Genomic DNA, 11,361 nt, shown 5'->3' on the forward strand with positions numbered 1-11,361 from the left:
TGAAAGGAATCAGAATTCATTAGAAAAACCTGTTATGGCAGATCTACAAAAAAAGTCGTGGTTGGACGGGTCCAACGCACGACTTTGCAGTTAAAAGTTGAAAAGCATTTGCGGCATTTCCAACTCCAATAATTTTCTTTTCTTCTCTAGGCCACCGTTATAGCCTACTAATTTACCATTTGATCCAATGACACGATGACAAGGAATACTGATGGATAATGGATTGCGGTTGATCGCTCCACCTACAGCCCGAATTGCTTTCGGAGCCTGAATCGCTTTTGCAATATCTTTATACGATCGTGTTTCGCCATAAGGGATTTCCGTAGATAACGCCTTCCACACCTTTTGTTGAAAAGGGGTACCATACATTTGGTGATCAAAGGAGAAATGATGTCTGGTTCCCTGGAAATACTCTTGGAACTCCTTAATGGCCGCTTCTAACAACTCACCATCCTGAACAAACTTCGGACAAAGGTAGTACTGTCTCGCCCAATTATTATGATGTGTTGCTAATTCCTGATAGCTTCCATAATCGATCCGACAGACACCGTCTTTGTCAGCGACTAATGTCATCGTACCTAGTGGAGTTTCCAATTCATCATAATAAAGAAAGGAACGTTTAGTCATAAACAACCCCCTTCTTTTTTAAAAAGTTTGTTTTATTATACTAGAGAAATGCAAAGATGGGAAGGAGTTTTCTGTTAATTCAGCTGAAACCCAAGCCCTTTTTCCATTTCAAATTTAACTTGCTCATCTGTTTCCTTTTCCATTGCCGCTTCAATTGCCTCGAATACTCCAGGGGAGCCGATTTTCCCCAGGGACCAGGCAGCCGTTCCACGAATGACCGGACGTGGGTCCTCTTTCATTAACCGAATCAAATCGTCTACTGCCGTTTCATCTTTGTAGTGTCCTAATGCAAGAATAGCATTTCGCTGAATCGGCTTCTTGCCACGCCATGACCCGGCAATCGGACCGAACTGCTCCTTGAACTCCCTGTTCGATATCGAAAGCAATGGCTTCAGCCTCGGCTTGGTCACTTCTGGATCCGGTTCAAATTCCTCATGCAGGTGAAAATCTTTCTTTTTATTTTTCGGACAAACTGTCTGACATGTGTCGCAACCATATAAACGGTTGCCAATCTTCACACGGTATTCATCCGCGAGAAATCCTTTTGTCTGCGTCAAAAATGCGATGCACTTATTGGCATCAAGTTGTCCGCCCTGGACAAGGGCTCCAGTCGGACAAGCATCTACACAGATATTGCAGTCGCCGCAACTATCCTCGACAGGTTCATCCGGTTCAAATGGAATATTTGTAATCATTTCCCCGAGATAGACATAGGAACCAAACTCCGGGGTGATGATAGCGCAGTTTTTGCCACTGAATCCAATTCCAGCGCGTTCTGCTACGGCGCGATCGGCAAGCTCACCTGTGTCTACCATCGATTTGATGCTGACTTCCGGAAATCTCTCTGTTAAAAACTCAGCCAGCTTTTGCAGGCGATCCCGCAGAACATCGTGATAATCTTTTCCCCACGAAGCCCGACAGAAGATCCCCCGCCGGTCACCCTTTTTACTTTTGGGTGCATCTTTCATTTTAGAGGGATAAGCTAAGGCAATCGAAATGATCGATTGAGCTTCTGGTAATAGTTGTGCCGGTTCGGTACGTTCCTCGATACTTCCCTTTTCAAATCCTGACTGATAAGAAAGCTCTTCCTGTCGCTTGAGGCGTGCTTTCAATTCACCGAACACATCTACAGAAGCAAATCCAATCTTATCGATTCCGATTTCCTTACTATAAGCGATGACTTCATCTTTTAATTTTCGATAATCCATCCTATCCCTCCTTTCTCGTTTATTATGATAAAGGTTTCACCTTTGCTGTCCGCATCCGGTTTAAAGTTGCTGCAATTTCAAATCGCCGCGGCCTAGCAAGCTCTCCTGGATGCTGGTCTTGGAATGGAGCAAAAGAAGACAGCCCTTTTTCATCCAACTGATCCTCGACGGCATCTAGTAGTTCTTTTAATGACCATTCTTTTTCCAGCCAGCCCTTTTTATCAAGGTGAAGCAGCATATCCGCAATCATCCTCGTTTGGGATTGATCTACCAGCTGCTCGACATAATGGAGAGAAATCTCGGTATTTCCTTTTAGAATCATTGATTTGCTCTTCGATTGCACTTTTGATTTTCTCCCTTTTTGTGTCTGCAGACTGCCAGGTAAAAACCTGCGTTTTGTTACCGCTCCAAAATTAATGTCTTTGTCTGCTATCCGCTGTTGGGGGTGACGATCGGCAATTTCTTTTGCCTTTATGGTTACATTATACGGCAGATACTGATCCATCATAATCACCTGATCCGCAGCATCAAAATAGTCACCAGAACCACCCATGACAAGAATAGTAGATACGGCAAGTTCATCACGAAGCTGCTTGATTTTATCAATGAAGGGGGTGATCGGTTCTTTTTCCTTCACGACAAGCTGTTGCATTCTTTCGTCCCTAATCATGAAGTTCGTCGCACTTGTATCTTCATCTATCAACAGGGTAGAAGCTCCTGCCTCTAATGCCTCCACCACATTCGCAGCCTGCGATGTACTCCCGCTGGCATTATCTGTTGAAAATCCTGTTGTGTCCGTCCCATGAGGAAGGTTTTTGATGAAGGGTGAAATATTTACCGTAGAAACTCTGCGCCCATCTTCTGCCCGGACTTTAACAGCAGCCGGGTCAGTCAGAACATATTCTCTCCCATCCCCTTTAATATGAGGATACACCCCACGTTCAATCGCATTCAATAGGGTACTTTTACCATGGTATCCTCCCCCGACAATCAAGGTGATTCCTTTCTTCAAAGCCATGCCTGTCAACGGCTCATTGCGATGTGGCAAGTTGATTGACACACGGTCTTGCTCCGGACTTTGAAATGAAACAGCCTCTTCCATCGGACGGTCACTGACCCCACTTTTTCGCGGAAGCACAGCTCCATCCGCTACGAAGGCAATCCAATCATTCGCTTCCATTTTGTTTCGAATAGCCTCGTGCTGATCGGCAAGCCTGACTACATCTTCAATCTCCTGATCTTTTATGCTGAAAACGGAGTGATCCATCAGTTGTGGCAGCACTTGAAAAAATAATTTCTCTGCTTGCTTTCCATTGATTCTTCTGCCATTCGCAGGTAGACCGATGGACAGGCAGATAATCATATGATTTTCATTCAATTCCACAGAAGTCCGTTCCAGAATTTCCTGCCCTGGCCGGTCGATTGCTACTAGTCCACTCTTACCTGAACCTTTCACATTAGCGCTTAGCTTCAGTAAAGCCTTGGCAACTTTTCTTGTTATCGTATCCTCTGCATAAATGCGGCGATTCCTATCTTTCCGCCATTCTTGTTTAATCGGACGCTCCTTATAAGGGATTTGTATCCGGATTTTTGAAGGAGCCGCAAACGGATCTCCCTGAACGTAATCAATCCAAAGTTTATAACGCTCGAATTGATAACTGCCCTGTAATTGTTTATATCCTTTATAACTTTTACCATCTATTTGCCGTAATTGCTGTTGAAGTTTATTCAAAATGAACCTCTCCAATCCATTTAATCGAATCAATCTACCATTTAGCCTAGCCATTTTTCCAACATAAAAAACGCAATGCTTCGTTGTCACATAGAACGAAACACTGCGTTGGTTAACTTGATTGGGGTAATAAATCAATTGCCGGAACTATGCGGCAATAAGAGCGGGTGATGGGAATCGAACCCACGACATCAGCTTGGAAGGCTGAGGTTTTACCACTAAACTACACCCGCACGTTAATAAATCTGTTGCTTCTGGACTGTTCACGAACCATCATGTCTCTTCCTCTGCAAGCTTATTCTTGGAAGCAAGATCCGTCGAGACAACTCGCAGCTTACTCGGTGGATGCTTTGCTCGTGGCTGAGGTTTTACCACTAAACTACACACGCACGTTAATAAATCTGTTGCTTCTGGACTGTTCACGAACCATCATGTCTCTTCCTCTGCAAGCTTATTCTTGGAAGCAAGATCCGTCGAGACAACTCGCAGCTTATTCGGTGGATGCTTTGCTCGTGGCTGAGGTTTTACCACTAAACTACACCCGCATGATGACTCCCCTTTTCAAAATTACATTTTTCATTATAACAAGCGTAATAAAGTGCTGCAATGGAATTTATGAATTTTTTGTCGAAAATTTGCTAAAAAAAATATTAGCCGGCGATATATCAAAAAACTGATTACAAACTAAAAAGAGGCTTAACACCTCTTTTTATAACGTACAGTTTCGCACTCCACATAGATCGCACATCAACAAAGAACGAAAGTACTCGATATCACAGATAAGAAATTTTTTAGCTTCATTTTCAATGAGCCCCTGGTCCTTCCATTTGCTTATTACCCTGCTGGCCGTTTCTCTAGTAATCCCTACGTATTTAGCCACATCCTGGACAACCACAGGTTCAGTAATTTCTATCCCCCTGTCGGTCTCTTTCCCATACATATTACTTAATCGGATGAAAATTGAAGCAACCGCCCCTTCCGAACCGAAGACCAGATAATCCCGCAGTTTTGCTTGGCTGGCTTCTAGTGACTCGGCGAGCCATTTGGTAATCTGCAATGCAAGACGACCATTTTGAGCCATTAACGTTTCCATGTCGCTTTTAGAAATATAAAGCAAGGAAGCATCCGTTAATGCCACAGCAGAACAGGAATAAAATTCACTGGAAAAAATCCCGATCTCCCCAAATGCATCATCAGCTTTCCGTAGAAACACAGTCACTTCTTTATTTTTTTTCATTTGTTTATGAACACGGATGGTCCCATCCATAATAAAATAGAGGTCGGAAGCTACGGATCCTTCTTCAAAAATAATCTCCCCTCGCTTAACAGAGACTTCCCTGGAGTTCGCAAGAAGCAGTTCCCTTTCATTTTCTTCTAATCTATTGAGTAAAGGCTTCATTGTGCCTACCCCCTATATGGTGAATATACTAATAGAATATAGGAGAAAACTTAAGGAGGCTGTGATATTTATCACGTTTTCACTATCACAATAATTAAAAGTTGACTTAAAAGAAAAAAGACACCGAAATAGCCACAGTGTCCTTACTTAGCTTTCTAAGTATAAGAAGTACGCCAGGATAAATATTAAGATAATAATCATCAATGCAGAGACTAATGAAACAGATGTATTGGATGGAGTGAAGCTTTCATCATTCATGATCTGTTTCTTTTTATTGAAATAAGCGACAGTTGCTAAAACGATAATAATGAAACCTAACAAGACTGCAAACACACCTAAGGACAGGCTGATCATATCGATGGCACTGTTTCGCTGTACGCCGATTGTAAAATGCAGACTTGTATTTAAAAAGCCAATCCCTACAATAGCGATGACAGTACGAACCCATGCCAGGTAGGTACGCTCATTTGCAAGGTGCTGCTGGGCGTATTTCAATTGATTTTTCTCTTCTTTTTTCATACCATCACTCTCTCATTTTCTTACTAGTTATTTAAGTTGTGTCACTCTGTATTAATCATACGATTAAGAACTTTAAAAAGCTAATGCCTAAAATCGTGGTACAGTGGATATACATTCCCTGATATGTAATCGGTTTAACTTTTCAGAAAACTTTGTTAATATCTTAAAGTATACAGAAAGGAGAATGGCAAATGGAAGTAATTACAGCAGAAGAAATCAAGGGGAAATTTTCCATGAAAGAAACAATGGAAGCAATTGAAAGCTTCTACAAAGAGAAACAAGAAGGCTACATATCTCCAGATCGTATGCATATCGAAGATGGGAATAATACTGCTCTCCTCATGCCAGCATTTTATGACAATTACTATGCAACTAAATTAGTAGGAGTTGCTCCATCAAACACCGGGCTAAATAAAGACACTATTCATGGATTAATGATCCTTTATAACCGTGAAACGATGGAACCATTATTTTTATGTGATGCTATCGCCATCACTTCCTTGCGTACCGGAGCTCTTGGCGGCTTAGGCATGAAGTACTTAGCGAAAGAAGATGCAAAAACGCTGGGGATTATCGGCACAGGCACACAAGGATGGAGTCACCTGCAATCAGGACTTGCTACTCGTGAGATTGAAAATGTATATATCTTCAACCGTACTGAAAAAAAGGCACATGATTTTAAAAAGCGGGCAGAGGCTGCATTTCCATCGGTCACCTTTCATGTTACATCCGTAGAGGATCTCGTAAAAAAATCAGATATTATCGTTACAACAACTACTTCCACACAACCAGTTTTGCCTGAACTTGAACCCTCCCAATGGAAAGGGAAACTAATTGTCGGGGTAGGATCATTTCGTCCTGACATGCAGGAAATCTCAGATCAAGTGTTGAGCGAGGCCGATGAAATTTATGTGGATGCCGCTAGTGCATTACATGAATCTGGAGATATGATCCAAGCGAAAGATCTTCGTACTAATTTGGATAACGCCTGGGACCTCGAAAAAATCATCCAAGAAAATCACCGCCCAGTTGACGTCCATAACAAATCAATTGTGTTCAAATCTGTCGGTGCCTCTATTTTTGATTTAGTAGCAGTTAAAGCAATTTATGAAACCTATTACAAATAGGAAGGAGATAGAGAAATGAAACAACTGACAAGGAAAAAGTGGAAAGACCCTGGTATCGTAATGGTAATTATTCTGTCACTCGTGTCCTTATTCGTATGGGTCTGGTGGCCAACGGATACCTTTATTGGCGGTATATCATTGGCTGGGTGGGCTATGTTTGTCTGCTTCTTCATCTGGTTAGTCCTGACCGTAGCTTATGTCATATGGATGGAAAAAATAGAAAAAGAAGAAATAGAATAAAGGGAGTGAGAAAGCATGCAAGTAATGGAAGCAATCATTTTAGCTATTTATTTAATTATCATGACCTTCATTGGAATATGGTTCGCAAAACGGGCTCACTCTTCCGAAGGAGATTACTGGACTGCCGGGGGCCAAATTAACAGTTTTGTTGGATCATTCGCCTTTTTTGCAGCCGTAGCAAGTTCGAGCTCCTTAATGGGAGCGGTTGGTTCCGGTGTCGCTTTAGGTGTTCCCTTCTTATTAGCCTATGGGTTTGGAGCGGTAGCGATCCCCTCGTTCGCTATGTTTTTAATTTCCGGTCAGATAAGGAGAACAGGGGTAAAAACATTGCCTGAGTTTTTTAAGAGCCGATACGGAAAATCTGTTCAAATAGTTTCAGCTATTCTGGTCGTATTGAGTATGACCTTCTATATGATCCCGCAGTTAACAGCCTCAGGACTGATTGGTTCTTATGTCTTAGGTATCGACTATGTAACAGCGGTCATCATCCTGGGGTTAGGGTTCACCCTTTATGCCGCGCTTGGAGGTATGTGGGCGATTACATACACAGACTTGCTTCAGGGTGCTGTCATGGTCATAGGAATGTTCATTCTGGCAGTCATTATCCTAATGGATCATGGTGGTGTCGGTTCCCTTATCCAGGATGCTTTAGCAGTTGATCCTCAATTTGGATCGATCACCCAGCCGTGGATGTCTTATTTCGGACTATTTGTAGCCTTCTTATGGTTTGGAGTGGTATCGCCTTCTGCCGTAATGAGGAACTTTGCAGCACGTGATGCTAGAACTGCCCGTCGTTCTGCCTTAGGTGCCTGTTTTCTTTATGTAACGGTATTTCTATTCGGATTCGTGATCGCCTCCGCTGGTGCAAGCCTGGGAATTGCAGAATCCTTGGACAACCAGGATATGATTTTCATTTCAGTGATTGAGCATTATATGCCTGCATTATTAGCCGGAGTCATGCTTGCAGGCTTACTGGCGGCAATTATGTCTTCTGCAGACGCAATGCTGCTGGCAGTTTCTGCAGGTATTGCCCATGATATCTATAAAGAACATATCAATAAACAAGCTTCTGAAAAAACAGTCACTCGTTTAGGGCTTGTCGTTATGATTTTAGCCAGTGTAGTCGGTATCATTTTCGCTATCGATCCGCCTCAACTGATTGCTGTTATGGTAGGCTGGGTAAGTGGGGCCATGCTTTCCGCATTTGGTTTTCCACTTGTGTTGGGACTTTGGTGGAAGCGTACCAATACAGCAGGAGCTTTGGCGGGAATGATTGGAGGAACAGTAGCATTCATCATCATGGCATTATTGCCGTTCGCATTAGTTTCGGAACATTTGGTGTCTGCACCTATCTCTGCTATTCTCACCATCGTGGTAAGTTTAATGACAGAACCACCATCCGAAGAAATACAATTGCAAGTTGATCGTTATCATACCAACATTGACGCTTAAGTAGGTGACATAATGAATGTGAACGTATTAGGAGAAGACACACTGGAAAGTCATGAACTTCCAGGCTATATGTATAAAAATTTAAAACCATCTTTAAAATTAAACAGACAATTGAACAAAGAACTTATAGAAAAAGGGATTGTAAAAAAGGAAAAAGTCTATCATCCGATGTGGATCGTTAAAATGCTTGAAATTGCAGACAGAAAACCCTTTCCACCACGCAAGCGACCAAACATGTTGTTTGTAGATGCTGTTTCAGGCTACCGGGGGCTATTTCCTAACGTTCCGCCCATTACCCAAAAAGAAGAGACTTCAACAAGAGTGAAGAAAGCGTCGATAACAAAACAAGAGTTACTAGGAAAGTATATAGTTGATGTACAAGAAAAACAGATCAATCGAAAGTATGTACTAAAGAAACCGGGATATGAAATTAAAGAAATAGAAATGGTTTACTTGCCGTTATGGCTAGTAGAAGTCGAAACTGCTTTCTTCAGCAAAACTTTCGTTTTAAATGGAAACACTGGAGAGTCAGAGGATTTGTTGATGAAGCTTTGGAAGTCAAACGAGTGGAAATTGTAATATACAAAAAGTGCTTGCATGGCAGCAAGCACTTTTTGTATATATTTATCTTTGAATACCGGTGGTCGGGGGCGAACCGACACTCCTCAAGGAAAACGATTTTGAGTCGTGCGCGTCTGCCAGTTCCGCCACATCCGCAAAGTATTAAATAGTACAACGCCTCTAAATCGTATGACAATAAGAAAAAAGACTCTTTCAAAAATGAAAGAAGTCAATTCTCTAACAAATAAATTGTTAAGCAGTACCGGTGGCCGGGGTCGAACCGGCACTCCCGAAGGAACACGATTTTGAGTCGTGCGCGTCTGCCAATTCCGCCACACCGGCATATTCTTTATGGAGGCGGCAACCGGATTTGAACCGGTGATAAAGGTTTTGCAGACCTCTGCCTTACCACTTGGCTATGCCGCCTTGTGATATATAAATAAATGGAGCGAGAGACGGGATTCGAACCCGCGACCCCCACCTTGGCAAGGTGGTGTTCTACCACTGAACTACTCTCGCAATTTAAATGGCTGGCCCAGCTGGATTCGAACCAGCGCATGACGGAATCAAAATCCGCTGCCTTACCGCTTGGCTATGGGCCAATAAAGATTGAAATAATGGGGCGACCGATGGGAATCGAACCCACGAGTGCCGGAGCCACAATCCGGTGCGTTAACCCCTTCGCCACGGCCGCCATAATGGCAGGGGTAGTAGGAATCGAACCCACATCAAAGGTTTTGGAGACCTTCGTTTTACCATTAAACTATACCCCTATATATGGTGGAGGGAGTAGGACTCGAACCTACGAACCCGATGGGAGCGGATTTACAGTCCGCCGCGTTTGGCCAACTTCGCTATCCCTCCATATAGTTGAAAACTGCTGCACTTTTCACTACTTACGCTTTTCAACAAGAAGTCTATTCGACGTTGTAGGAAAACATTCAATGGTGTACTTTGCAGCACTACTATCGTTCCTTATCAAAGAAGGTTATTCAATGTAGTCAAGGAACAATTCAATGGTGCCGGCCAGAGGACTTGAACCCCCAACCTACTGATTACAAGTCAGTTGCTCTACCAATTGAGCTAGACCGGCTAATCAGAAATAATGGTGGCTTGGGACGGAATCGAACCGCCGACACACGGATTTTCAGTCCGTTGCTCTACCGACTGAGCTACCAAGCCGACATAAGTATTAGAAATTAATGAAACTATGTAAATGTGATAGTGGCGGTCCGGACGGGACTCGAACCCGCGACCTCCTGCGTGACAGGCAGGCATTCTAACCAACTGAACTACCGGACCATAAAAAGTTGAAAAATTTGGTTGCACTTACAGCACACGATTTTCAACTAGCTAAGAAGTTTATTCGACGTAGAAAGTTGAAAAAATTGGTTGCACTTTATAGTACTACTATTTTTCACTAGCAAAGATGTTAAATCGACGATGTTAGTGAAAATAATTTGGTTGCGGGGGCAAGATTTGAACTTGCGACCTTCGGGTTATGAGCCCGACGAGCTACCAGACTGCTCCACCCCGCGATAGTGTAAATGCATTAGTTTATAGCACTTACGAAAATATAAGATATTATATCTTACGATATTCACCTGAAAATGTGAATGATATGGTGGAGGATGCAGGGTTCGAACCTGCGACCCCTTGCTTGTAAGGCAAGTGCTCTCCCAGCTGAGCTAATCCTCCTATGTAAGTGGTGACCCGTACGGGATTCGAACCCGTGTTACCGCCGTGAAAGGGCGGTGTCTTAACCACTTGACCAACGGGCCAATATGTTATGGCGGAGAGCGAGGGATTCGAACCCTCGAGACCGCGGTAACGGTCTACACGAATTCCAATCGTGCTCCTTCGGCCAACTCGGACAGCTCTCCATGGCTCCACCGGTAGGATTCGAACCTACGACCGATCGGTTAACAGCCGATTGCTCTACCACTGAGCTACGGTGGAATAATTATACTCATTATATCATTGGGCTAAAATCAAATTTCTATGCTGTGGAATAACTTTAGAAAAAAGATGACAGGCTTGGCGGCGTCCTACTCTCACGGGGATAAACCCGACTACCATCGGCGCTGGAGAGCTTAACTGCTGTGTTCGGCATGGGAACAGGTGTGACCTCTCCGCTATCGCCACCAAACCTTTTTCTTTTTTTAAGGACAAGGTATATTATATGCACCTTTGACCAAAATTTCAAGGGTTTTTATAAAAAATATGTAAACCCTCAAAACTAGATAAGCAACATTCAACGACGTACGTCATTCACGAATTTAATCCAGCTCCGACTCCCAGGTCCTCGCTGTTCTAAGTAATCCTTCTGCCGGGCGCATACGCCCTTTCGCAGGATTGCTTAGCCAGTCGGACCTTAACGGTCGTCTCCGCTTTATACGTTAGTTAAGTCCTCGATCGATTAGTATCCGTCAGCTCCACGTGTCACCACGCTTCCACCTCGGACCTATCTACCTCATCGTCTCTGAGGGATCTTAC

General features: G+C 43.2%; 9 protein-coding genes, 17 tRNA genes and 2 rRNA genes. 4 read left to right on the plus strand and 24 right to left on the minus strand.

The window, feature by feature from the left end; genetic code table 11:
* Positions 1–90 precede the first annotated feature (90 nt).
* From FHS45_RS18840 to FHS45_RS18865, 6 genes are all read right to left on the minus strand, one after another.
* A complete protein-coding gene (locus FHS45_RS18840) occupies positions 91–627 on the minus strand; it encodes a methylated-DNA--[protein]-cysteine S-methyltransferase (protein ID WP_062443848.1) in 537 nt (178 codons plus the stop codon).
* A 74-nt stretch (positions 628–701) separates the two neighbouring features.
* Positions 702–1,835, minus strand: coding sequence for a tRNA epoxyqueuosine(34) reductase QueG (gene queG / locus FHS45_RS18845; RefSeq protein WP_062443845.1), 1,134 nt, complete (start codon positions 1,833–1,835; stop codon positions 702–704).
* 22 nt (positions 1,836–1,857) lie between these two features.
* Complete coding sequence (locus FHS45_RS18850; protein WP_243847207.1) at positions 1,858–3,621, minus strand: ABC-ATPase domain-containing protein; 1,764 nt, start codon at positions 3,619–3,621, stop codon at positions 1,858–1,860.
* Between the two features lie 108 nt (positions 3,622–3,729).
* Positions 3,730–3,800: transfer RNA gene (locus tag FHS45_RS18855), tRNA-Gly, on the minus strand.
* 476 nt (positions 3,801–4,276) lie between these two features.
* On the minus strand, positions 4,277–4,966 hold the full coding sequence (locus FHS45_RS18860; protein ID WP_062443833.1) for a Crp/Fnr family transcriptional regulator: 690 nt from the start codon (positions 4,964–4,966) through the stop codon (positions 4,277–4,279).
* A 147-nt stretch (positions 4,967–5,113) separates the two neighbouring features.
* Positions 5,114–5,485 carry a YidH family protein gene (locus FHS45_RS18865; protein WP_062443830.1) on the minus strand — a complete coding sequence of 124 codons (372 nt, stop codon included), beginning with the start codon at positions 5,483–5,485 and terminating at the stop codon, positions 5,114–5,116.
* 191 nt (positions 5,486–5,676) lie between these two features.
* Here FHS45_RS18865 and FHS45_RS18870 point away from each other — a divergent pair, with 191 nt between their 5' ends.
* The 4 genes from FHS45_RS18870 to FHS45_RS18885 are packed head-to-tail and all read left to right on the plus strand — an operon-like array spanning position 5,677 to position 8,883.
* A complete protein-coding gene (locus FHS45_RS18870; protein WP_062443827.1) occupies positions 5,677–6,612 on the plus strand; it encodes an ornithine cyclodeaminase family protein in 936 nt (311 codons plus the stop codon).
* Positions 6,613–6,627: 15 nt separating this feature from the next.
* Positions 6,628–6,852, plus strand: coding sequence for a hypothetical protein (locus FHS45_RS18875; protein ID WP_062443824.1), 225 nt, complete (start codon positions 6,628–6,630; stop codon positions 6,850–6,852).
* A 15-nt stretch (positions 6,853–6,867) separates the two neighbouring features.
* Positions 6,868–8,304: a sodium:solute symporter family protein gene (locus FHS45_RS18880; RefSeq protein WP_062443821.1), complete on the plus strand. Its 1,437-nt coding sequence runs from the start codon at positions 6,868–6,870 to the stop codon at positions 8,302–8,304.
* A gap of 12 nt (positions 8,305–8,316) precedes the next feature.
* Positions 8,317–8,883 (plus strand): hypothetical protein, encoded by a 567-nt coding sequence (locus tag FHS45_RS18885; protein ID WP_062443817.1) that lies wholly within the window; start codon positions 8,317–8,319, stop codon positions 8,881–8,883.
* Between the two features lie 56 nt (positions 8,884–8,939).
* On the opposite strand, the gene FHS45_RS18890 is transcribed toward FHS45_RS18885, so the two are convergent.
* The 18 genes from FHS45_RS18890 to FHS45_RS18975 form a co-directional block, all read right to left on the minus strand.
* Positions 8,940–9,021 (minus strand) — tRNA-Leu (locus FHS45_RS18890).
* Positions 9,022–9,125: 104 nt separating this feature from the next.
* Positions 9,126–9,207 (minus strand) — tRNA-Leu (locus FHS45_RS18895).
* 10 nt (positions 9,208–9,217) lie between these two features.
* Positions 9,218–9,291 (minus strand) — tRNA-Cys (locus tag FHS45_RS18900).
* A gap of 18 nt (positions 9,292–9,309) precedes the next feature.
* A tRNA-Gly gene (locus FHS45_RS18905) sits at positions 9,310–9,384 on the minus strand.
* An 8-nt stretch (positions 9,385–9,392) separates the two neighbouring features.
* Positions 9,393–9,467, minus strand: a tRNA-Gln gene (locus tag FHS45_RS18910).
* 16 nt (positions 9,468–9,483) lie between these two features.
* Positions 9,484–9,559: transfer RNA gene (locus tag FHS45_RS18915), tRNA-His, on the minus strand.
* A gap of 5 nt (positions 9,560–9,564) precedes the next feature.
* A tRNA-Trp gene (locus FHS45_RS18920) sits at positions 9,565–9,638 on the minus strand.
* A gap of 5 nt (positions 9,639–9,643) precedes the next feature.
* Positions 9,644–9,729: transfer RNA gene (locus FHS45_RS18925), tRNA-Tyr, on the minus strand.
* A gap of 153 nt (positions 9,730–9,882) precedes the next feature.
* Positions 9,883–9,958 (minus strand) — tRNA-Thr (locus tag FHS45_RS18930).
* Between the two features lie 13 nt (positions 9,959–9,971).
* A tRNA-Phe gene (locus FHS45_RS18935) sits at positions 9,972–10,047 on the minus strand.
* 43 nt (positions 10,048–10,090) lie between these two features.
* A tRNA-Asp gene (locus FHS45_RS18940) sits at positions 10,091–10,167 on the minus strand.
* 159 nt (positions 10,168–10,326) lie between these two features.
* Positions 10,327–10,403 (minus strand) — tRNA-Met (locus FHS45_RS18945).
* 84 nt (positions 10,404–10,487) lie between these two features.
* Positions 10,488–10,563 (minus strand) — tRNA-Val (locus tag FHS45_RS18950).
* An 8-nt stretch (positions 10,564–10,571) separates the two neighbouring features.
* A tRNA-Glu gene (locus FHS45_RS18955) sits at positions 10,572–10,646 on the minus strand.
* Between the two features lie 9 nt (positions 10,647–10,655).
* Positions 10,656–10,748 (minus strand) — tRNA-Ser (locus FHS45_RS18960).
* 1 nt (position 10,749) lies between these two features.
* A tRNA-Asn gene (locus FHS45_RS18965) sits at positions 10,750–10,824 on the minus strand.
* A 76-nt stretch (positions 10,825–10,900) separates the two neighbouring features.
* A 5S ribosomal RNA gene (rrf, locus tag FHS45_RS18970) occupies positions 10,901–11,014 on the minus strand.
* Positions 11,015–11,264: 250 nt separating this feature from the next.
* A 23S ribosomal RNA gene (locus FHS45_RS18975) occupies positions 11,265–11,361 on the minus strand; the annotation flags it as partial.

This window comes from Thalassobacillus devorans, from assembly GCF_011761345.1.
GTDB lineage: Bacteria > Bacillota > Bacilli > Bacillales > Halobacillaceae > Thalassobacillus > Thalassobacillus devorans.

What these genes read in the sequence shown, in the direction of transcription:
- FHS45_RS18840 (WP_062443848.1), bottom strand. Translation starts at nt 627, where the DNA reads ATGACTAAACGTTCCTTTCTTTATTATGATGAATTGGAAACTCCACTA.
- queG (WP_062443845.1), bottom strand. Translation starts at nt 1,835, where the DNA reads ATGGATTATCGAAAATTAAAAGATGAAGTCATCGCTTATAGTAAGGAA.
- FHS45_RS18850 (WP_243847207.1), bottom strand. Translation starts at nt 3,621, where the DNA reads ATGGCTAGGCTAAATGGTAGATTGATTCGATTAAATGGATTGGAGAGG.
- FHS45_RS18860 (WP_062443833.1), bottom strand. Translation starts at nt 4,966, where the DNA reads ATGAAGCCTTTACTCAATAGATTAGAAGAAAATGAAAGGGAACTGCTT.
- FHS45_RS18865 (WP_062443830.1), bottom strand. Translation starts at nt 5,485, where the DNA reads ATGAAAAAAGAAGAGAAAAATCAATTGAAATACGCCCAGCAGCACCTT.
- FHS45_RS18870 (WP_062443827.1), top strand. Translation starts at nt 5,677, where the DNA reads ATGGAAGTAATTACAGCAGAAGAAATCAAGGGGAAATTTTCCATGAAA.
- FHS45_RS18875 (WP_062443824.1), top strand. Translation starts at nt 6,628, where the DNA reads ATGAAACAACTGACAAGGAAAAAGTGGAAAGACCCTGGTATCGTAATG.
- FHS45_RS18880 (WP_062443821.1), top strand. Translation starts at nt 6,868, where the DNA reads ATGCAAGTAATGGAAGCAATCATTTTAGCTATTTATTTAATTATCATG.
- FHS45_RS18885 (WP_062443817.1), top strand. Translation starts at nt 8,317, where the DNA reads ATGAATGTGAACGTATTAGGAGAAGACACACTGGAAAGTCATGAACTT.